General features: G+C 52.1%; 23 protein-coding genes. 13 read left to right on the top strand and 10 right to left on the bottom strand.

Annotated elements, in window-relative coordinates:
- Positions 1-110 precede the first annotated feature (110 nt).
- Both alaC and ACO0LC_RS00910 read left to right on the top strand, forming a co-directional pair.
- Positions 111-1,373 (top strand): alanine transaminase, encoded by a 1,263-nt coding sequence (gene alaC / locus ACO0LC_RS00915; RefSeq protein WP_422999695.1) that lies wholly within the window; start codon positions 111-113, stop codon positions 1,371-1,373.
- A gap of 20 nt (positions 1,374-1,393) precedes the next feature.
- Positions 1,394-1,939, top strand: coding sequence for a hypothetical protein (locus ACO0LC_RS00910; RefSeq protein ID WP_422999693.1), 546 nt, complete (start codon positions 1,394-1,396; stop codon positions 1,937-1,939).
- A 101-nt stretch (positions 1,940-2,040) separates the two neighbouring features.
- Here ACO0LC_RS00910 and ACO0LC_RS00905 read toward each other — a convergent pair whose 3' ends face one another.
- Complete coding sequence (locus tag ACO0LC_RS00905; protein ID WP_422999691.1) at positions 2,041-2,778, bottom strand: siderophore-interacting protein; 738 nt, start codon at positions 2,776-2,778, stop codon at positions 2,041-2,043.
- A 38-nt stretch (positions 2,779-2,816) separates the two neighbouring features.
- Here ACO0LC_RS00905 and ACO0LC_RS00900 point away from each other — a divergent pair, with 38 nt between their 5' ends.
- Both ACO0LC_RS00900 and hisC read left to right on the top strand, forming a co-directional pair.
- Positions 2,817-3,287, top strand: a complete 471-nt coding sequence (locus ACO0LC_RS00900) for a MarR family winged helix-turn-helix transcriptional regulator (RefSeq protein ID WP_422999689.1) — start codon at positions 2,817-2,819, stop codon at positions 3,285-3,287.
- Between the two features lie 151 nt (positions 3,288-3,438).
- Entirely contained in the window at positions 3,439-4,503 is a 1,065-nt protein-coding gene (gene hisC, locus ACO0LC_RS00895; protein WP_422999687.1) for a histidinol-phosphate transaminase, read from the top strand.
- Between the two features lie 7 nt (positions 4,504-4,510).
- Here hisC and ACO0LC_RS00890 read toward each other — a convergent pair whose 3' ends face one another.
- Positions 4,511-5,005, bottom strand: coding sequence for a hypothetical protein (locus ACO0LC_RS00890; protein ID WP_422999685.1), 495 nt, complete (start codon positions 5,003-5,005; stop codon positions 4,511-4,513).
- A gap of 27 nt (positions 5,006-5,032) precedes the next feature.
- The gene (locus ACO0LC_RS00885; protein ID WP_110254445.1) at positions 5,033-5,518 is read right to left on the bottom strand and encodes an asparaginase domain-containing protein; all 486 of its coding nucleotides are present in this window, start codon (positions 5,516-5,518) and stop codon (positions 5,033-5,035) included.
- Positions 5,519-5,665: 147 nt separating this feature from the next.
- Here ACO0LC_RS00885 and ACO0LC_RS00880 point away from each other — a divergent pair, with 147 nt between their 5' ends.
- Positions 5,666-6,442, top strand: a complete 777-nt coding sequence (locus ACO0LC_RS00880) for an L-asparaginase (RefSeq protein ID WP_422999683.1) — start codon at positions 5,666-5,668, stop codon at positions 6,440-6,442.
- 163 nt (positions 6,443-6,605) lie between these two features.
- Here the strand turns inward: ACO0LC_RS00880 and ACO0LC_RS00875 are convergent, their stop codons facing one another.
- The 5 genes from ACO0LC_RS00875 to ACO0LC_RS00855 form a co-directional block, all read right to left on the bottom strand.
- Positions 6,606-7,040: a GNAT family N-acetyltransferase gene (locus tag ACO0LC_RS00875; protein ID WP_422999681.1), complete on the bottom strand. Its 435-nt coding sequence runs from the start codon at positions 7,038-7,040 to the stop codon at positions 6,606-6,608.
- Between the two features lie 13 nt (positions 7,041-7,053).
- Positions 7,054-7,569, bottom strand: coding sequence for a TlpA family protein disulfide reductase (locus ACO0LC_RS00870; protein WP_422999679.1), 516 nt, complete (start codon positions 7,567-7,569; stop codon positions 7,054-7,056).
- A 179-nt stretch (positions 7,570-7,748) separates the two neighbouring features.
- A complete protein-coding gene (locus ACO0LC_RS00865; protein WP_422999677.1) occupies positions 7,749-8,336 on the bottom strand; it encodes a YdcF family protein in 588 nt (195 codons plus the stop codon).
- A gap of 91 nt (positions 8,337-8,427) precedes the next feature.
- Positions 8,428-10,356, bottom strand: coding sequence for a putative bifunctional diguanylate cyclase/phosphodiesterase (locus ACO0LC_RS00860; RefSeq protein WP_422999675.1), 1,929 nt, complete (start codon positions 10,354-10,356; stop codon positions 8,428-8,430).
- 316 nt (positions 10,357-10,672) lie between these two features.
- Positions 10,673-11,650 (bottom strand): D-2-hydroxyacid dehydrogenase family protein, encoded by a 978-nt coding sequence (locus tag ACO0LC_RS00855; protein ID WP_422999673.1) that lies wholly within the window; start codon positions 11,648-11,650, stop codon positions 10,673-10,675.
- A gap of 374 nt (positions 11,651-12,024) precedes the next feature.
- Here ACO0LC_RS00855 and ACO0LC_RS00850 point away from each other — a divergent pair, with 374 nt between their 5' ends.
- Together ACO0LC_RS00850 and ACO0LC_RS00845 are read left to right on the top strand one after the other, a co-directional pair.
- A complete protein-coding gene (locus tag ACO0LC_RS00850) occupies positions 12,025-13,875 on the top strand; it encodes a phosphoenolpyruvate carboxykinase (GTP) (protein WP_422999671.1) in 1,851 nt (616 codons plus the stop codon).
- A 143-nt stretch (positions 13,876-14,018) separates the two neighbouring features.
- Positions 14,019-14,789, top strand: coding sequence for a substrate-binding periplasmic protein (locus ACO0LC_RS00845; protein ID WP_422999669.1), 771 nt, complete (start codon positions 14,019-14,021; stop codon positions 14,787-14,789).
- 27 nt (positions 14,790-14,816) lie between these two features.
- On the opposite strand, the gene ACO0LC_RS00840 is transcribed toward ACO0LC_RS00845, so the two are convergent.
- Both ACO0LC_RS00840 and ACO0LC_RS00835 read right to left on the bottom strand, forming a co-directional pair.
- A complete protein-coding gene (locus ACO0LC_RS00840) occupies positions 14,817-15,224 on the bottom strand; it encodes a DUF2798 domain-containing protein (RefSeq protein ID WP_422999667.1) in 408 nt (135 codons plus the stop codon).
- Positions 15,225-15,292: 68 nt separating this feature from the next.
- Positions 15,293-15,610, bottom strand: a complete 318-nt coding sequence (locus tag ACO0LC_RS00835) for a hypothetical protein (RefSeq protein WP_422999665.1) — start codon at positions 15,608-15,610, stop codon at positions 15,293-15,295.
- A gap of 148 nt (positions 15,611-15,758) precedes the next feature.
- Between ACO0LC_RS00835 and ACO0LC_RS00830 the strand changes: the two genes are divergently transcribed.
- From ACO0LC_RS00830 to ACO0LC_RS00805, 6 genes are all read left to right on the top strand, one after another.
- A complete protein-coding gene (locus ACO0LC_RS00830; RefSeq protein ID WP_422999663.1) occupies positions 15,759-16,733 on the top strand; it encodes a LysR family transcriptional regulator in 975 nt (324 codons plus the stop codon).
- A 180-nt stretch (positions 16,734-16,913) separates the two neighbouring features.
- Positions 16,914-18,923, top strand: coding sequence for a sensor histidine kinase (locus tag ACO0LC_RS00825; protein ID WP_422999661.1), 2,010 nt, complete (start codon positions 16,914-16,916; stop codon positions 18,921-18,923).
- A 65-nt stretch (positions 18,924-18,988) separates the two neighbouring features.
- Positions 18,989-19,696 (top strand): riboflavin synthase subunit alpha, encoded by a 708-nt coding sequence (locus ACO0LC_RS00820; RefSeq protein WP_422999659.1) that lies wholly within the window; start codon positions 18,989-18,991, stop codon positions 19,694-19,696.
- 46 nt (positions 19,697-19,742) lie between these two features.
- Positions 19,743-20,177 (top strand): YybH family protein, encoded by a 435-nt coding sequence (locus ACO0LC_RS00815; RefSeq protein ID WP_422999657.1) that lies wholly within the window; start codon positions 19,743-19,745, stop codon positions 20,175-20,177.
- Positions 20,178-20,179: 2 nt separating this feature from the next.
- Positions 20,180-20,779: a protein tyrosine phosphatase family protein gene (locus ACO0LC_RS00810; protein ID WP_422999655.1), complete on the top strand. Its 600-nt coding sequence runs from the start codon at positions 20,180-20,182 to the stop codon at positions 20,777-20,779.
- Between the two features lie 199 nt (positions 20,780-20,978).
- Positions 20,979-21,389 (top strand): hypothetical protein, encoded by a 411-nt coding sequence (locus ACO0LC_RS00805; RefSeq protein ID WP_422999653.1) that lies wholly within the window; start codon positions 20,979-20,981, stop codon positions 21,387-21,389.
- Positions 21,390-21,425 lie beyond the last annotated feature (36 nt).

Raw genomic sequence — 21,425 nt, 5'->3', positions numbered from 1 at the left:
TTGCTCGCTACAATCAAACGCGAGGCAAATCGCTTCAACGTCGCTCGGACGGTTCCGGGCGCCCGTTCTTGCAGTCTTATGGACTACAAGGGCTACGTACAATTTAGATAATGACAAATACAACTACTCCGCCGGGCCGGGGTTCTGCTGTTGAAGGCACGCCTGCGCCTGCAACAACGACTCCTCAATTTTCTTTCGCTCGTATCAATCGCCTGCCCCCTTACGTATTCAATATCACTGCCGAGCTGAAGATGGCTGCGCGCCGTCGTGGTGAAGACATCATTGATATGTCCATGGGTAATCCCGATGGTGCAACCCCTGCGCACATCGTGGAAAAACTGGTCGAAGTGGCACAGCGCCCTGACACCCACGGTTATTCTGCCTCCAAAGGCATACCCCGTTTGCGTCGCGCAATTGCTCACTGGTACAAGAGCCGCTATGAGGTAGACCTGAATCCTGATTCAGAAGCCATCGTTACCATAGGCTCAAAAGAAGGCCTGGCCCATCTGATGCTGGCGACGCTGGACAAGGGCGACACGGTGCTGGTACCCAATCCCAGCTACCCCATCCACATCTATGGTGCAGTAATCGCCGGTGCAGATATACGCTCCATACGCATGAGCCCTGGCGTAGATTTTTTTGCCGAACTGGAAAGAGCGATACGCGAAACTTATCCCAAGCCGAAGATGATGATCTTTGGCTTTCCATCGAACCCCACCGCGCAATGTGTGGAACTGGAATTTTTCGAGCGCGTGGTCAGGCTCGCCAAGGAACACAATATTCTGGTGGTGCATGACCTGGCTTATGCCGACATCACTTACGATGGCTGGAAAGCCCCGTCCATCATGCAGGTGCCAGGTGCACGCGATGTCGCCGTGGAATTTTTTACGCTCTCAAAAAGCTATAACATGGCAGGCTGGCGTATAGGCTTCATGGTGGGTAACAAGGAACTGGTGGCGGCGCTAGCACGCATCAAGAGTTACCATGACTATGGCAGCTTCACACCGGTGCAAGTGGCTGCGATTGCCGCGCTGGAAGGCGACCAGACTTGCGTCAATGAGATACGCGACCAGTACCAGCGCCGCCGTGATGTACTCGTCAAGGGCTTGCATGAACTTGGCTGGATGGTGGAAAAACCAAAGGCATCGATGTATATCTGGGCCCATATCCCTGAACATTATCGCCACCTGGGTTCGCTGGAATTTGCCAAACAGATGCTGGACAAAGCCAAGCTCTGCGTTTCACCCGGCATAGGCTTTGGTGAATATGGTGATGAATATGTGCGCTTTGCTTTAATTGAAAATGAGTCGCGCATACGCCAGGCCTTGCGTGGTTTGAAAACCATGTTCAAGGATGATGGAGTGGCGAAATAAGCAGTATCACGTTTACTGTCTTGCGTGACTTATTGTCAGCATGGGGAGAATTGCGCCCGCAAGCAGCAAGTGACTGGCAGGGTGAAATACCCCTGCCTGCGATTGTCGCCGACTTCTATGCGCAAGCCGGGCCCACGGGTTTGTCGCTGAGTGCAGGCGGCAATCCTGTCGATATACCATTGCTCAAAAACCTGTGGGCCAGGCAGGCTTGTTATCGCTGGCATGGCAATACCGGCCAGCGTTTGCCTGGCTGGCAAGACCACTGGCTGGTGGTGGCGACGGAAGGCAGCAATCCCTTCATGCTCGACACCGTATCAGGGCAGGTTTATTTTTCCCTGGCTGGTGGCAAGCCCGATTTCCAGCTGTTTGCACCAGATTTGCTGACAGCCTTCGCCGCCATCGCCTGCGTCGCGAATACCATGCGCGAACTCGATGAGCAGGCTTTTGATGACACTTATGAATTGACAGCCACTGCCCGTGCGCAAGTCACTCTGGCGCTGGATCAGCTACTGGCAGGTAGTGCAGATGCCCATCAAATGCTGGCCGCCTGGCGCTGGTATTGCTGAATTAAGACTGGCCCGGTCCCTGACAGGACCATGGTGAGTATTTTTTTGGCATAACAATTCTTCAAATAGCTATCCGGCTGTAGCAGGGTTTCATTCTTGAATCAGGCTTCCAAATTCTCATGATGCGCTGTCAAACCGCGCTTCCAGTAAGCCGCCACCCGCATGGCAGTACCAGCATGGCCTTTTTCTTCTGCCAGTATGCGACGTGTGGCTGCCATGGTGGCTGCTTCACCGGCACACCAGGCATAGCCATCGCCCGCCGGCAAAGGCAGAGCACGCAAGGTGTCCAGGAACTCTTGTGCACTCTCCACCCAGACTATACTGATATCTGCTGCACTGCTTAATGTGCGACGTTCGGCTGGCTGCACTTGCAGGATGACGATGGCGCTTACCCCGGCAGGCAATTCTTCCAGGCGTCGGGATATCGCTGGCAAGGCAGTTTCATCACCGGCCAGCAAATGCCATTCGTAATCGACCGGGATGACCAGCGAGCCACGCGGCCCGGCAACAGTGACGCTATGACCAACATCTGCCTGGCTGGCCCAGGCGGCCGCAGGGCCGTCGCCATGTATGGAAAATTCCAGCACCAGCTCGCCCTTGGTGGCATCGTAATGCCTGGGCGTATAGTCACGCTTGATAGCATCTTCACTGTCAGCATCCAGTATCAGTTTAATATGGTCATCAAAAGATGCGCTGATAAAACCTGGCAGATCAGCACCACTCAGGGTGATGCGGCGGAAGTGTGGGGTTGGGCTTTCAACACGGACAACTTGCAGATTACGGCGTTTGATTTCATGGCGTATGCGTTGTACGCGGCTGGTTTCAGAGGCTATACTCATTTATTCACCCATCAAATTAGTTGACAATATCTACTATAATGCGCAAAACAAATGACAATGTCAACCATTCTCAAGAAAATAATGAGGATGGGGTGCTGGACCTTATCCATGCGGTCATGCATCAATACCGCTCCATGCAATACCAGGCCTTGCGCGATGGCCCGTATGACATCACCCATATGGAAGGCAAGGTATTGAGTTTTTTTGGCCATTACCCTGGTTCTACCCAGAGTGACCTGGCCAAGCACAGTGGCCGCGACAAGGCGCAACTGGCCAGGCTCATCAAGGGCTTGCGTGACCGTGGCCTGCTTGATGCCGTTGCCGATGAAAGCGACAAGCGCAATGTCCGGTTGACACTGACTACGGATGGACAAAGCGTGCTGACGACATTACGCCAGCAAGCCAAACGCCTCAATACCCTGGCATTGCAAGATATGGCCAGCAATGAGCAGCAAGAGTTGCTGCAACTCTTGCAAAGAGTTAAAGTCAATCTGGATGCCGGGTCTTGAAAAGCTGTTGCAAGATGAGGGTGCCTGCCACCTTGTAAGGTACGCCATGTGCAGCATTTTTTTGGCTATGAAAGCGGTGCGCGTGGCGCACCCTACACATTTATTTTTGCAACAGCCTCTAAAGAAATTTTAGCTAAAGAATTGTCAGATCATGAGTAAATACTGGAGTGAAGTTGTCCACAAGTTGAGCCCTTATACCCCTGGTGAGCAGCCAAAAATGGCAAGACTCATCAAGCTCAATACCAATGAAAACCCTTACCCGCCTTCGCCCCTTGTGCTGGCGGCAATACAGCAAGCCACGAATGCTGACCTGCGTCTCTATCCTGACCCCGGTTCAGATCATTTGCGTAGCGTCATCGCCAATTATCATGGCTTGCAGGCAGACCAGGTTTTTGTTGGTAACAGCTCTGACGAAGTGCTGGCCCACGTGTTCCAGGCCTTGCTCAAGCATCAGCAGCCCTTGCTCTTCCCTGACATCAGCTACAGCTTTTATCCAGTGTATTGCGGTCTGTATGAGATAGCCCATCGCAGGGTGCCACTGGATGCAGAATTTCAACTGAATGTAGAAGATTATCTGCAAGAAAATGGCGGGATTATTTTCGCCAATCCTAATGCACCAACCGGCTGCGCCGTAGCGCTGGAAAAAATTGAATTCCTGCTGCAACACAATCGCGATAGCGTCGTTGTCATTGATGAAGCCTATGTGGATTTTGGTGGCGAGACGGCGATTGCTTTGATAGACCGTTACCCCAATTTACTGGTCGTGCACACCCTGTCAAAATCACGCTCACTGGCCGGTTTGCGGGTAGGTTTTGCGGCTGGTCATGCAGACCTGATTACAGGCTTGAACCGTGTCAAAAACAGTTTCAATGCTTACCCACTGGACAGGTTGGCAGTAGCAGGCGCGATTGCTGCATTTGAAGACCAGGATTATTTTTTGCAGACTTGCCAGGCGGTGATGGCAACGCGGGAAAAATTGGCCGCAGATATGCGGGAGCTGGGTTTTGAAGTCTTGCCATCGTCCACGAATTTCATCTTCGCCCGCCACCCTGGTTTTGCTGCTGAAAAAATCGCCCTGGATTTGCGTCAGTCCGGCATTATCGTGCGCCATTTCAAGCTGCCGCGCATCAGTGAATTCTTGCGGATTTCCATAGGCACGGACGAAGAAAGTGCGGAACTGCTTGCGGCATTAAAGCTATTGGTAAAACAAGACTGAAAAGTGCTTACTCAGGCCAGCGGGACAAGACCAGCTCTTCTATATTATTCGGATCATTCAGTTTCTTTTTAGCCTCTGCCCAGTCAGCAGGGGCAGGCACGGCTTTTTTGGTATGTACGGCAGTGTCTATCGCCATCTTCATGCCAAATACCAGGATGCCGCTTTCTACATTCACAGGCGAAACTTTTTTGACGATTTCATAAATCTGGTTATCGTAATATTCATGCACGGCGGGTGTCATGTCCAGCCAGCAAGTGACTTCACCATCTGAACGTATCGCCACGACCAGATAACCAGCACTCTCAGGCATCTTGGCTTTTTTCAGGGCCTTGTAGATTTGTGTCTGCAAGGCACGGGTATAGCGGCCAAAGCTATCGACATTGATGCCTTTTTTTTCCAGCTCGGCTTGCGACTGGAAAAAATAGATAGAATCAAAACGCGTTTCTGCTGCCTGCGTTAAGGTAGAAAAACACAGCAATAAAGTCGCCAGCAGCAGTTTCATAGTGGTCTCGCTTGGTCTCAGTTGATCTTACTTATTAACGAAGACGCCAGCTTCACGGTTCTTTTGTACATCGTTCCAGGGGAAGACCTTGCCATTCATGGCGACATGCACACCGGCTGGCAAGAGTTGTGCTGCGCTGCAGGCAAAACCCAGATTGAAAAAGGCATCGGAATTGGCGATTTCGTAAGGGATCATGGCACCAGTAAACACGATGGTCTTGCCCAGATTGGCCGCGCCCAGTACTTCTGCGGTTTCACGCATGGTGTCGGTGCCGTGGATGATGACGATGGCTTTTTCTGCCGATTGCTGGCAAGCCTGCAAGACGGTATTGCGGTGGCTGTCGTTCATGTCGAGCGAATCGACCAGCATGCAGACTTCCAGTTCTACCGGTATGGTCAGGCGCGCGCGTTTCAGCACTTCAGGCAGGTGGCTGTCAGCAAAGCTGAGCTTGCCTGCCAGTTCGTCATAATGTTTGTCAAAAGTGCCGCCCGTGGCGATGATGCGCAAAGTCATGGTCTAGTCTCTGTAGATGAGGGGTTTCAAAAATTTTGGATTAGACACATTGTAACGCGCATAGGGGGCCAGTGAAAACTGCTACACTAAGCTGTTGCATTTCATCGCATGCAGCTTGTTGATAGATCCAAGATACACCAGAGATATATGAAACCGATCGCCCCCGGAACCGTAATTTTTCACCGCCATCGTGGCTATGGCGTACTGACTGCCGTGAACCTGCTCAGTGGCTGGGTGGCGGCGCGCTTTGGGGATGAAAAGCGCACCCTGGATTTGAACTTGTCGACAGATGAAGTCCAGCATGCCGATGGTGAACCCATACTTTTCCGCCGCACTCCGCCAGAACGCATGCCACATGCGCGCCTGATGGCCATGGTCAGGGACTTGCATGCTGCCGGGTATCAAAAACTCTATCTGTATAGCTGGCCCAAGGCGTCTGGCCTGCACTGGCGCTGGCAATTATTCACAGGCCCGCGCAACTGGATGCAAAGACCCTGGCGTGAAGGCTGGTATGGTTCAGGTGCCGACTACAACTTCAACCCCGTCATGGGCTGGGGCGATGCCCCCGGTGCCAGCACGGCAGAATTGATAGAGGCCCTGGCCCGCTTTGATCCGGCTGGCCTGGCCAATGCGCTGGGCCAGGATGAAGATCATATGGCCTGGTTTGCCGCAGTCTGCGATGCCCTGCTGCCGAATTATGCCTATAGCCTGGGGGCAGATACCCCGGAGCAGCCTTTACCTCTGCACCTGCCGGTGATCGCCGTGCGCCAGCGCCTGCCAGACTGGCAAGGTGTGGGCCTGGCCTACCCACCCGGCTGGGAAAAAACCTGGAGCCCCGACAGCCTGCAACGCCGCCAGCAACAGCGTGCCGTGGTCAGGCATGATGTGATTCCCACCAGCTGGAGTTTGCCGCTGGAATTCTAAGAAAGCTCTGAATAACTGCAGACGACTGCGCTGGGGTCCATGCGCTTGGCTTTGTAGGAGCGGCTTTAGCCGCGAACAGCATGCCGTGCCAGCATTTCATTTGGCTCAGAGATGCGCGGCTGAAGCCGCTCCTACAAGACACAAGTAGGGAGTAGCCGCCAGCTCAGCTTGTTTTCCTGGAAAGATGGTGACAACTCAGGTCAAAGCCATTCTTCAGATACAGTCTGTGCGCATCATGCCTTTGATAGCCGGTATCAAGGTGCAATTCACTGCAATTCAAGATCTTTGCCTGCAGTTTTACCCATTCCATCAATGCTGAGCCCAAACCCGCATTTTTCTTTTGCGGGTGGGTAATCAAATCATCGAGATAGAGTATCTTGCCCCAGGCCAGATAATGCTGGATTCGATAGCCAGCCGCAGCGACCACTTCCCCGTCCATGTAGATGCAGGCGATGGTATAGCCTTCTGCCAGCTGGGTTTGCACCCGGCTGATGAATTCTGCCTCATCCAGGTGGGGCCGCAAGTAGCTAAAAACGCTGAAACACTGGCGTATATTTTCTACCAGGCTGGTATCAAGTATGCTCACTTCGTATTTCATCTCCATCCCTATTTCAGGAGCCCAGCGATTCCCACAGATTATCCCAGTCATTCGCCTGGAAACTGCCTTCCCGTTTCAAGACCAGCTGGCCTTTGGGGTTAATCACGAAATGTGTGGGCTGGCTGACAATAGTGCCAAAATTATCCTTATACCCTGGCGTATTGCGCCAGATGATGGGAAAACGTTGCTCCGCAGGCACAGCCAGATTGATCAGTTGTACATAAGAATCAAAATCTTTTTTGTCCGCATCAATATTGATGGCCAGCAAGACAAAATTGCGTTTCATATTGCCTACATAAAACTCACGCATGAGTTTCAAGTCGCGTGCACAGAGATTGCAACCCGCAGTAAAAAAACTGACCAGCACGGTCTTGCCCGCGTAATCACTGAGGGCAAGCTTCTTGCCATTCAAGTCCGCCCCCTGGAAACTCATCTGCTGGCTATCCTTGCCTGCCTGTGCACTAGCCCCGACACTGGCTGTCGCCAGCATCGCTGCGATGATGACACTGAGTAATTTTGTTTTTTTCACGATAAAAGCTTTCTATAAAGATATGTACTTATGCATGAATCATACGACAGATATAAATTGGTCGCAGGCTTAGACGATCAGCTTACTGTGATTTATTTCAGGACACGAAATATGACATTCTCATTTTCAAGCTGACCAAGCCCATAGCAAACCCCGATTAAGTGGCTACAACAAACAATTCACTCTGTTTGTGGATTGCTGAATGTATACTCAAAATAGGCAAATACCTCGCGTGCCAGTGAATAAGCATCCCGTATTTCATAATCGGTAGAATGTACATGCCCCACAGGGTCGATCCCATATTTCTTCATTGCCAGTTGGAAACGTGCGATATGAAAAAACTGGCTGGCCAGCATGCTGGATTTCCAGTTTTTCTCTCTCATCAGGGCTGCCGCAGCTTTTGCGGTGGCAAAGGTATTGATGCCCTGGTTGTCGGTGTACACAGCAGCGTCTGGCACCCCATGATCGACCAGGTATTTTTTCATCACGGCGGCTTCATCATGACCCTCTTCCCCTGTGCCACCGCTGACCAGGATGGCTTTGCACTTTTGTGCCACATACAAGCGCAAGGCTGCATTCAGGCGGCCACGCAGGCGATCGGATGGTTTGCCATCGGGATTGACGGTATTACCCGGTACCACCACCACATCCGCAGCCACAACCTGATCGCGCAAACCCAGGGTAGAAATAGCCGCTGCCATGAACAAGAGGCAGATCAGGAAAGCCAGGCTGAATTGTTTTATTTTCTTTTGCAGTGAATAAGGCATGGAAGCAGGGGGAAGTAGTAGACAGGAACCCGCATGCTAAGCCTTTTCAGGGTCGAATGCAAAACCCGGCTTATACCTGCTTATGCCTGGATCAGGCCGACAACACTGCCCGCCGGTTGATTTGCCAGGATCTGGCCCATTGGCTGAATACATCAGCAGGCATGGGCTTACAGAAATAATAGCCCTGGCCCAGGTCACAGCCCATTTCCTGCAATTGCTGCTCGACCCTGGCGCTTTCTATGCCTTCGGCGACGACTTTGAGATTGAGGTTATGCGCCAGTTGTATCGTCGATAGCACGATGGCACGGCTGCTGGCATCTATCCCCATGGTGCGCATAAAGCTCTGGTCTATCTTGAGTTCATCTATCTTTAAGTCTTTCAGATAAGCCAGGGAAGAATATCCCGCTCCAAAGTCATCGATGGACAGGCGAAAGCCCAGCTTATGCAAGTTCTGTATGGTTTGCATGGCAGTTTCAGCTGCATCGGCAAAGCTGGATTCCCGCAGTTCAAGGATGATGGATTCAGCAGGCAAATTGAATTCTGTGAGCAAAGCACACAAGTCATCGACGAGTTGACGATCGACTATGCAGCGGGCTGACAAATTGATGGAGACACTGAGGTTCAGCCCTTCGGCACGCCATCTGGCAAGCTGGCCAAAGGCTTCGCGCATGACCCACAGGGTAAACGGCTTGATAAGGCCGGATTTTTCTGCAATCGGAATAAATTCCGTCGGGGTGACAGGCCCGGATACCGGGTCTATCCATCGGGCCAAAGCTTCGGCACCGACGACGACCCCGGTTTTCAAATCGATCAAGGCCTGGTAATGCAAGCTGAGACCGCCTTTATGCAATGCTTCATGTAGCTGCACAAAGAGCTGTTGCTGGCGGGTGAATTGCTGTTCCTGTCTTTCATCAAAGAATGCCAGGCTCTGATGGGCAAATTGTGCCTGCAGCATGGCCTGAGAAGCTTTGCGCAACAAGGTCTCGGCATCTTGCCCATGTCTGGGGAAGCTGGCTATGCCTATCGTATGGTCTATGTGCACCGCATACTCATTGATTTTATATTCCAGGCGAAAGTCCAGGATTTCCTTGATGATATCGGTAGCGGTGATGTCTTCCGAATGCTTGCGGTAAATGCAGACGAACTCGTCACGCCGTATGCGTGCAAAGCTGCCGCGTGAACCTACCGCCGCCGTCATGGTGGCGGCGATATTGCGTATCAGTTTATCGCTGGCATCTGCACCTATGATATTGGCGGTTTCAAACATTTTTTTCAGGCGTATATGGGCTACCAGCAAGGTATGGCCGCGTTCCTGGGCTATGCTGATTTCCTTGTGCAATAACTCCAGCAGGCGCAGGCAGTTAGGCAGACCGGTCACGCCATCCTGATAGGCGGCTTGCTCCAGTTTCGTCAGATAGTCGCGCTTCTTGGCCTGTACCCCTTGCTCGCTGACATACAGTTTTTCTTGCAATTGGCTACGGCTGAAATTGTAGGCCAGCGCTATGCCGGTATACAGCAGCAGGGCAATGCTGGCTTGTACCTTGAATTGTTCTTCATAGACATAGCCGAAAGAAAGTTCACTGGCATTCCAGATGCTGAGCGACATGCACAACAACCACAGCAAACTCCATTGCACGCCCTGGCGCTGGCCTTTGAGCCATAAGGCCAGGAAGGGGAAAGCGTAAATCCACAACACGCCACTGCCAGAGATGCCGCCCAGCAAACCCAGGGCAACACTGGTGCCCAGTGCAAACAGCAAGAGCAAGGACTCTGACATTGCCAGCAGCTTGTCCTGAGTACTTAGAAAAAATGCCGCGCCCAGCATCAGCGCGGCAATCAGCGCAAAAATCAAACCCGGCAAGGGATAGCCGGATTTCAGGTAATTCGCCAGGGCCAGCAATATGGCGCAGGGCAAGGCAATATAAATCAGCCGCCGCACATGAGGTTTGCGCTGCTTGACGCTTAACTCATGCCCGGCCACCATACCCAGCATGCCTTTCAGCATGGCAGGATTTAACATTTGTAGTCTCATCGCAAAGCTCTCCTCACAGTCAATATGAGTCATACCAACGTAGCTTCAGGTTGATAGAGGCAAGGCCAGTTTCAGGATTTATTAATGTGTGGCAATCTTTGACAAATATACTTGCCAAGGAAAATTCATCACTCACACAGATTAGCCCTTGGACGCTGGCTATGAGGCTAAAGTTTAGTGTATTTTTTACAAAGTTAAAGTATTTACAATGTTATTTTTGAAATATTTTTTCACCTGTTGGAAAATGATCATATTTTTCATATTTGTTTATATTTATTCCTGACTCTATGGATGCGCTCCAGTCTCAGGTCGCTGGCAAAATGTTTTGCGGATTACCATTGGCAAAATCGACGATGTTCTGGAAAGCAATGCGGAAATACAATTCATAACTGCTTTGCTCGACATAACCCAGGTGCGGGGTTGCCAGAACATTTTCCCGGTGCAGCAAAGGATGATCTGGGGCAACCGGCTCGCTCTCGAAGACATCAATCGCAGCAAAGCCGGGGCAACCGGCATCCAGGGCGGCTTCCAGAGCGCCTTCCTGCACCAGTTCTGCACGGCTGGTATTAACGAACAAGGCATCCGGCTTCATCAGCGCCAGATCAGCCTGGCTGACGATGCCGCGGGTGGCCTCATTCAGGCGCAGGTGCATGCTGATGATGTCGCAAGCGGCAAAGAAGGCTTGTTTGGAATCTGCCACCAGCAAACCATCCTGTGCAGCTTGCGCACGGCTGGGTTCACGTCCCCATACCATGACCTGCATGCCAAAGGCCCTGGCATAGCCAGCGATCATCTTGCCTATCTTGCCATAGCCCCAAATACCCAGGGTGCGCTTCTTCAAGACACGGCCCAGCTGATTGTGGGCGGGATTGAGGGAGGAAGTTTGCCAGGCGCCTTCCTGCAAGAGTTGTACATAGTTAGTCAGGCGGCGCGAGGCTGCCATGATCAGGGTCCAGGTCAGCTCCGCTGGTGCGGTCGGGTCACCTATGCCTTCGGCAATGACGATACCCAGTTCATGGGCGGCTGCAATCTCTATATTGCCTGCGACTTTGCCGGTCTGTGAAATCAGCTTCAGATTGGGCAGTTTTTGCATCAGCGCGCGGGTCAGGCGGGTGCGCTCGCGTATCAGCACGACGGCGTCAAAAGCTTGCAGGCGTATCGCCAGTTGGCCTGTACCTACGGCGGTATTATTGAAGACCTTGACTTCATGGTCCTTCAATAGATCAAAACAAGGCAGATGCCGGACCACGTCCTGGTAATCATCAAGTATGGCTATTTTCATGCTTTATCCTTATTCATTCTTTAAAACGATAGAAAATCTTTGTTCCTGCTTTGATTCGAGCTTGAGCCGAAAAATCTTCACTTTCACAAAACGTAAAACAATGATAATGAAACTGATGCAAAATTCGCGTCAGGCAAGACTCGCGTGTACAATGTTCGCCTACGTAGCTTTTTGATTTCTTCCGCCCCGCGCCATCCTGCCGGGCGCAAGCCTGGAGCCAAGACACCCTCTTGTCTTCGTATTATCCGACAGAACCGCCGCTATGGTGTTCGCCTTGCTTGAGCGCTCCTGCGATCGCATCGCCACAATCTAACGACGATCCTGCCGTGCCGCTACACCGGTTTTTTTATTGAAATGGCATTGGAGGTAGTATCGTGAATCAACCCATCATGAAAGGTGTGGCTGCATTAAACGCACCCGCTTACGTGAAACATCAGAAATTGATCAACTGGATCGCCGAAATGGCGGCCTTGACCAAACCTGACAATATCTATTGGTGTGACGGCTCGCAAGAAGAGTATGACCGTCTGTGCGCACAAATGGTTGCCGCTGGCACCATGACAAAGCTCAATGAAGCCAAGCGCCCGAATAGTTACCTGGCCTGTTCCGACCCGTCGGACGTGGCCCGTGTCGAAGACCGCACCTATATCTGCTCGACCAACAAGGAAGATGCAGGCCCGACCAATAACTGGATGGCACCGGCAGAAATGCGCGCCACCCTGAATCCCATGTTTGATGGCTGCATGCGTGGCCGCACCATGTATGTCGTGCCTTTCTCCATGGGCCCGCTGGGTTCACCCATCGCCCACATAGGCGTGGAATTGTCTGACTCGCCTTATGTTGCCGTCAACATGCGCATCATGACGCGCATGGGCCAGGCTGTATATGACGTACTGGGCACGGATGGCGATTTTGTCCCTTGCGTACATACCGTAGGTGCACCTTTGACAGAAGGCCAGGCTGATGTGGCATGGCCTTGCAATAACACCAAATACATCGTGCATTATCCAGAAACGCGCGAGATCTGGTCCTTCGGTTCCGGTTACGGTGGCAATGCACTGCTGGGCAAAAAATGCTTTGCACTGCGTATCGCCTCTACCATGGGCCGTGACCAGGGCTGGCTGGCAGAACACATGCTGATCCTCGGTGTGGAATCGCCAGAGGGCAAGAAGCATTATGTGGCTGCAGCCTTCCCGTCTGCCTGCGGCAAGACCAATTTCGCCATGCTGATCCCTGCCATCAAGGGCTGGAAAGTCACCACCATTGGTGACGACATCGCCTGGATCAAACCTGGTGCGGATGGCCGTTTGTATGCGATCAATCCTGAAGCTGGTTATTTTGGCGTGGCACCTGGCACCAATACCGCGACCAATTCCAACTGCATGGCATCCCTGACCGCCAACACTATCTTCACCAATGTCGGCCTGACCGATGATGGCGATGTCTGGTGGGAAGGCATGAGCAAAGAAGCCCCAGCCCATCTGATAGACTGGCAAGGCAAGGACTGGACACCAGAAATTGCCAAGGAGACCGGCCGTAAAGCCGCCCATCCTAATGCGCGTTTCACGGTGGCAGCAACACAAAACCCTGTCATCGATGCAGCCTGGGATGATCCGGCTGGCGTGCCTATCTCGGCCTTCATCTTCGGTGGCCGTCGCTCAACGACAGTGCCGCTGGTGACAGAAGCCCGCAACTGGGTGGAAGGCGTCTACATGGCTGCGACCATGGGTTCTGAAACCACGGCTGCTGCCGTTGGCCAGCAAGGCGTGGTGCGCCGTGATCCTTTCGCCATGTTGCCTTTCATGGGCTACAACATGAGTGACTATTTCCAGCACTGGCTGGACATGGGCAAGAAGATAGAAGCCGCGGGTGCAACACAGCCAGCCATTTTCTGCGTCAACTGGTTCCGCACGGATGAAAACGGCAAATTTGTCTGGCCAGGTTTTGGCGACAATATGCGCGTTTTGAAGTGGATGCTGGAACGCATAGAAGGCCAGGCTCATGGTGTGGAAAACATCTTTGGTGTCACGCCCACTTTTGCCGACCTGAACTGGGAAGGCCTGGACTTCACACAAGCGCAGTTCGACACGATCACTTCTATCGACAAAGCCGCCTGGGAAGCAGAGTTGAAACTGCATACCGAGCTATTTGAAAAACTGGCTTATCATTTGCCAGTCGAGCTGGAAGCGACCCGTCAGGCTCTGGAAAAAAGTTTGTCAGCTTGAATCTGAAAGCATGAATCTACAAAAAGCGCGGCTCTGGTCGCGCTTTTTGTTTTTTTGCACAAGCTGGAAATGCACAGTCAACAGGTGTATAAATAGCAGCCATGCGCGTATCACTTAATGGTGACCAAGATTGCGGGAATCCCATGCTCATCTCCAAACACCGGCTGTTGTCGCTATTCTTCACCGCTAGCATACTTGCCTGGCCTGGCCTGTCTCAAGGCAGGGAAGAGCTCAGGCTGGATATTTCGCTGCCAGACGTGAATCGGCCCAGCATCATGGCCGCGCAAAAAGTCTTGAGCATGGCCTATGGGCAACTGGGTATCAAGCTTAATTTCATCGCCACACCTGCAGCACGTACCATGAATATGTGGAATGCAGGCAAGCTTGATGCCGTCGCAGCCAAGGTCATTGATAGTGGCTTACCGGATTCCATCAAGGTCAATATACCCATTGCCTATGAAGAAGCGGTGGTGTTTGCGACAAAAAAGACTTTTACTGTCGATGGCTTTGACAGCCTGAAACCCTATGTGGTTGGCTATGTCAACGGTGTCACTTATCTGGATGAAAGACTGAGGAATGTGCCGCAAAAAGAAACTGCACCCAATCTGGAATCCCTGTTCAGGAAACTGGAAGCCGGACGCACCGATGTCGCCGTCGACTCACGTTTCAGCTTTTGCCTGGTGCGCAAGCTGGGCCTCAATCATATTCGCATCCTTGAACCCTCGCTGGAGAAACGCCTGGGCTATCACTTCCTGCATATCAGGCATCAGCAATTGGTGCCTGCACTGGAAGAGGTCTTGAGGAATATGGAAAGAGACGGCAGCATCAAGAAAATCCAGGAAGAAGTCATGCAGGAATACATGGAACAATGCACAGAACTTTCTGATGCAAGAAACAAAAAAGCCGCTGGCTAGCGGCTTTTTGTAAATGACTTTATAAGTTCAACGATGTACAGGTAATAAGCTGGGTTTGCGTGTCAAACCACTTCTGGCTGTTGCTTGCTTCGACGCCTGCATGATGGTGCTGGCACCCAGCGCATGCTCGCTTGCCAAGGGTTTGCTCAGGCGACGCGCCAGCTTGTTGACCAGGGGTTTGCTGATATAGGCAGCCGGAAATGCAATAGGCCATACCGTCAACCAGGCTTCCATCCATGCCCCCATAAAATCATGGCCCCAGCCCATCCACATCAAGCGCAAGACTGCCGTTGCCACCAGACTCACCAAACCCGTCGTCAGGATGGTAGGCAGCATAGACGCCAGACTCTTGGAACCAGCCACGACGCGGGCCTGAGCTTGAGACTGCCGCTGAACCGTGCCTGTAGCCAGGGAATATACTGTTGACTGTTGCATAATAGCAATAACGTATGAATCTGCTTCTAAGTCTATTTTTAAGTCTGCTTATTTATTCGTGCTACTGTTTAGCCACGTGCAGCCAGGGCGCGCAATTCTGCAGCCATGTTTGGTGAACTACGATCCAGGTCATTGGCAATGCGACGGATAGTCAGCATAGTGCGCAAGTTACGGGACGCGGTTTTTTCTTCACGGGATTGTTTTGGGCTGATGACCAGCAAGGCAGCGCGCAACATACCCATCAACATGGGTTTGAATACGATCAGCATGGTAGCCAGGATACCCAGGCCCAGCAGAGGACGGGCAGCACCAATAACAGCACTGATGGCCATTTGAGAAACGGGCAGGGCACTTGCAGCAGGGAAGGCGATATTTAGGAAAGTCATGATTTACTCCACTCTTTAAACACTTTGTAATGACGTCATAATATTGCAGTGCATCATATAATTCTAATTTTGATTTATCATATCAATTATGCTTTTTATGAATAATTGTCAGTAATTTATTGCTAATTGACTAACCGGAGTGAATAACGTGAATTTTCTGACATTGGATTTGAATCTCCTGCGTGTCTTTGACGCCGTCATGATTGAGCAAAACCTGACCCGTGCGGCAGACAAGCTGGCCATGACCCAACCCGCTGTCTCCAATGCCCTGAAACGCCTGCGTCATTCCCTGGGGGATGAGTTATTGATACGCACCGCCTATGGCGTCAAGCCTACACCGCGGGCAGAAACCCTGTGGCCAGCAATACGCCAGGCACTCTCCAGCCTGGAAAGCGCCATCGCACCCAGCAGCTTTGATGTCTCCAAAGCCCAGACCACCTTTCGCATGGCCATGGCTGATGCCACTGCCGCCTTGTGGATGCCCACCCTGGTGCGTGCCATAGAAAACGAGGCCCCGGGCGTGAATGCGCGCATGGTGCCACTGACTACACGCGAGCCGCGCCCCATGCTCATGCGTGGAGATATTGATATCGCTATCGGTTTCTTCCCTGGCGTGGTTGCTCAATTGACAGGTGGGCAAGGGGCGGCGAATAGCGCGATCCGTCATGAAAGATTGTATTCCGGCCATTATGTCTGCGTCATGCGGCAAGATCATCCCCTGGCCAATAGCAAGCTGACGCTGGACGATTATTGCAATGCCAAGCATTTGCTGGTCAGTTTTTCTGGTCGTGCCCATGGTCTGGTCGATGAGGCCCTGAGCCAGATGGGCCGTGAACGACGTATCTTGTTGACGGTGAACCAGTTCTTCACCGGTGGCCGGGTAGTGGCAAATTCAGACTTGCTCACTGTCTTGCCGCGCCACCTGATTTCTGCCACCGGCATGACCGAGGCGCTGATCTGGAAAGAGCTGCCCTTCACCATGCCGGATGTCCATATCGACATGCTCTGGCATGAACGCGACAGCCGCAACCCTGCTCACCAGTGGCTGCGCCAGAACCTGGTCAATATGACACATTCCAATCTGATCCCGGAACTCGAGCATGATGTGCAACTCGATACCTAGAGCCGGTATCAACATGAAAAAAGACAAGATAGCTGTAAAACAGCGCAGTTGAACGAAGACAAGTCTTTCTGCTATTGCTGCACCAGCAAAAACTTGTTAGGCTAAAAGCAGGATTTCTGGCGGCATTTTTTTACTTTCCCATTTCGGCATGGCTGCAACGCACGATATTTACACTTTAACATGACCGAAATCCACGCTTATTGCTTGCGCTATCTGTTTTTGTTTGCACTGTGCCTGGGCCTGTGCAATACGACAGCGCATGCAGCAAGCCTCAAGCTCGATGGCAGCAAGGATGAAGTCTCGCTGCGCTCCAGCTTTCAGGTCTATGAAGACAAAAGTGCACAACTGCAAATTGCCGACATAAGCAAGGCAGAGTACGAAAAAAAATTCCAGCCCCTGCATGGCAATCTGAGCGCTTCTTTTTCTTCTTCCGTATTCTGGCTCAAGCTGGACATACAGCGCACCGGGCCAGATCAGGGCAAACAATGGCTGTTGGAACTTTCTCCTGTCATCCTCGACGATATCCGCCTCTATCACTACGCCGCTGATGGCAGCATGACAGTGCACCGCGCCGGTGATCACCTGCCATTTTCTGCTCTGGAAATATGCCATCGCTATCCGCTCTTCTTGCTGGAGCTGCCAGATACCGAAGTCCATCATTTATATCTGCGCATACAAAGCAGCAGCGCCGTGTTTTTACGGGCCAGCCTGTGGCAGCCGCATGCCTTTGTAGAGCACTCGAACCAGGTCTCGAATTTCATGGGGATCTACTACGGCATCATGCTGGCGATGATAGTCTATAACCTCTTGCTGGCCGTGTCTTATCGTGATGTCGCGCTGCGCTATTACCTGTTGCTATCTTGCATATCCCTGCTGGCGGGCATGAGCATCAATGGCCATGTAGGCATGTACCTGACCCCCGACTGGCCTGAATTTGTGGATATGCTACCGGGCGTCTTGTCACCCCTGGTGGTCATGAGTACGTCCATGTTCATCGCCAGCTTCTTGCGCCTGCAAGAGAAAATGCCGCGTATCTATCGCCTGTTCGTGCTGGCACAGATCGTCTGTGTGCTTGCCGCGCTGGCAGTGCTGGCTGGTTACTATCCGCTGGTTGCTCCCATCATGCAAGTGACTGGCTTCGCCCTGATACTGGTGATCTTGCCAGTGTGCCTGATCGTTGGCATACGCGGCTACCGGCCTGGCTACATCGTCATGCTGGCATCAGCCACCTGGATCACTGGCCTGTCGCTGGTCACCCTGCGCAATATGGGTGTGCTGGAACCGAGCTGGGAAACTGAATACGGCTTCCAGATAGGTTCTGCCATTGAAGCCATCTTGCTGGCGCTGGCCCAGGCTTACCACATCAGCCTGATGAAAAAAGAACATGCCCAGACCCAGGCCAAATTGCTGGAAATTTCGCAACGCACGGAACAGCAACTCGATGCCAAAGTCAGGCAACGCACTGCCGAGTTGGCCGAAGCCGTGGCGCGCCTGCAAAAACTGGACAAGGATAAGAATGATTTCCTGGGCATCGCTGCCCATGATTTGAAAAACCCTCTAACCAGCATCATAGGCATGAGTGATTTATTGCGTAAATTACAGCAATCCATGCCGGAGCAACAGCGCCAGCATTATCTCGAACGCATCAGCAACAGTGGCCAGCGCATGATGCGCATCATCAGTAATTTGCTGGATGTGAATGCCCTGGAAACCGGCCATCTGCATTTGCAGATGCAAAGCCTGGATGTCAGCAAGATCTTGCAGGACGTGGCCCAGCAATATACCGAGATGCTCAAAGCCAAGGACTTGCAAGTCATCCTGGATATACAGGATGGCGTCATGGTCAAGGCCGACTTTGATGCCTGTGTACAAATCATAGATAACCTGTTGTCGAATGCGGTCAAGTATTCACCACTGGGCAAGCGCATCTGGCTCAGTGTCAGCAATACACCAGAGTTTGGCGTGTTCCAGGTCAGGGATGAAGGGCCGGGCTTATCCACAGAAGACCAGCAGCATTTGTTTGAAAAATTCACCAAGCTATCCAGCCTGCCGACAGCCGGTGAACATTCCAGCGGCCTGGGCTTGTCCATAGTCAAGAAACTCAGTGAAGCCTGTGGTGGCAAGGTCCATTGCGAAAGCGTGGTCGGCGAGGGATGCAGCTTCATGGTGGAATTGCCACTGGCGGCATAAAAATATCGCCAGTGCACGAATGGCTTACAATCATAGACATTCCAAGTACCTCAACAAGATAAAACATGTTTACAGGCATAGTACAGGGCATAGCCCGCATCACAGCACTCCATGACAAAACCGGCTTGCGCACTTATCAGCTGGATTTCCCTGAAGGTTTTTGCAAAGACCTGGAAATCGGTGCCAGCGTTGCCGTCGACGGCGTTTGCCTGACTGTGACGGCCTTGCATGGCGACCACGCCGCAGAATTTGATGTCATGCAGCAAAGCCTGGCGATCACCACGCTGGGTGAATATGACCAGGATGGCCGCGTCAATGTAGAACGCGCCGCCAAAGATGGTGCCGAGATCGGCGGCCACCCCTTGTCTGGGCATATCGACTTCAAAGCCCATATCGCCCAGATACGCGAGCTGGAAAATAATTATGTGATACGCATCGCCGTGCCACCAGAATGGCTGCGCTATATCTTCGCCAAAGGCTATATCGCCATCAATGGTGCCAGCCTGACGATAGCTGAAGTCAACCGCCAGGAAGGCTGGTTTGAAGTCTGGCTGATCCCTGAAACCCTGCGCATGACCGTCTTTGCCGAGAAAAAAACCGGTGCCAGCCTGAACATAGAAATTGAACGAACTACCCAGGTCGTGGTCGATACAGTACGCAGCATGCTGGCAGAAACCCTGGGGCCGCTGATGCCGGCACTGGAAATCCTGCTGGCACAGCAAGGCAAGGACCTGGGACAAATCCTGCAAACCCAGGTGTCACCAAAAAAATAAATCTGGTATGCGCTTGCTTCAGCCCCAAACATCAACAAGGATAGCCATGCACACTGCAGTAAGCGAGCAAACCAGCGCAGCAGCCAACACCATACGCAACAATATCCAGCTATGGCAAGATGCCACCGCTGCCGGGGATGTGGATAAGTTGCTTGATTTGATGGATGAAGAAGTGGTGTTCCTGATAGCAGGCCATCCGCCCATGAAGGGCCGCGAACAATTTACCCAGAACCTGCGCAACATCTTACAGACACATCACATCGCTTCCAGCGCCCAGATACAGGAAATTGTCGTGCAGGCTGATCTGGCCTATACCTGGTCTTACCTGCAAGTCGAGATCATCCCCAAGCAGGCAGGCCCGCAAATGCGGCGTGCCGGGAATGTATTGAGTATCTGGCGCTTGCAGGCCGATGGCAAATGGCGTATCAGCCGTGATGCGAATTTGCTGACGCTGGAAACCCGGAATGAGTCAGGAGCATGAACATGTACAAGCTTTCTGACTCATTGTTCCACAGGATATTCACAGGTATATCCACAAGCTTATCTACATACTTATGCACCGCTTTTCTGGGCTTGTCCACAGCCTTATGTACAGGCTTATCCACAAGCACTTATGCACAAAACATTGATGCACCGAATGTCGTCCCGATTACCGCACAACTAACCAGCTCAGGCCAGCCTACCGCCAAGGCGCTGGAAAGCCTGTCCGCACAAGGCTATGAAGCCGTCATCTACCTGGCCCCGCCGCATGTCTCTGATGCCGTGCGCGAAGAGAATCTCATCGTCGGTCGCCAGAACATGGTGTTTGTGAATATCCCCATAGTTTTCAACAAGCCCACCGTCAACGACTACGAAAGCTTTGCCGCCATCCTGCAAGGCCTGGGAAAGAAAAAGGTATTGGTGCATTGCCAGGTGAATATGCGCGCATCCACCATGGTCTTTTTGTACCGGGTGGTGGTAGGCAAGGAAGACCCTGTCCTGGCTTATGAAGCCGTCAGCAAGGTCTGGGCACCCAGCGGACCCTGGAAGCAATTGATGCTGGATGTCTTGCAAAAGCACAAGATCAATTTTGAGCCGTATTGATCCATCCCCTTAAGCAATCTTAGGGCACCTTGACCATATTAAACCCAGGTGTCCTGAAGCCACCACATACTTTGGTCGGCTATGTTTTTGTGTTCCATCGCGATAGTATGCCTATTATTTTGTATATTTTCGCCCATGCCACCTAAGCCCTGTGCATGAACAAGACACATTGGTTTGCCCATGGAACAGGTGGAATATCGTGATTGAATACCTCAGCAATGCAGTCAAGAACGAGCACATCGTCACATGGGGACAAGCTACACGCGCCTTACTGTTATCCATACCGATTTTCGTACTCTTCCTGATTGTCTCCATCACAGTCGTGGTTGGCATCGTCCTGCTTGCGGGTTTGGCTGGACAGGGTGGGCATGGCAGCAACCCCAGTAACACAGAATTCTTTAATTCCGCATTTGGCTATGCCAAACTATTTGGTCTCATCACTTTCCTCAGTTCGCTTGCCGTGCTGCGCGGTATTTGCCTGTGCATAGGTGCCCTGTGCCAGGCGACTTACGGTAAAACCCACATCGCTTTCTTTATTGTCACTGGCGTACTGGCCGCAGCCTTGTTGTTGATGGTGATCTATTTTACGTATCTGCGTCCCACTCCCTGAGCACTGAAATTCTCTTATGAAGCTCTGTTGTATTTC

Origin of the sequence: Undibacterium sp. JH2W (assembly GCF_049340425.1) — a bacterium.
Taxonomy (GTDB): Bacteria; Pseudomonadota; Gammaproteobacteria; order Burkholderiales; family Burkholderiaceae_D; genus Undibacterium.
The sequence above is the reverse complement of the archived record's forward strand: the minus strand, read 5'-3'. Positions and strand labels throughout refer to the sequence as shown.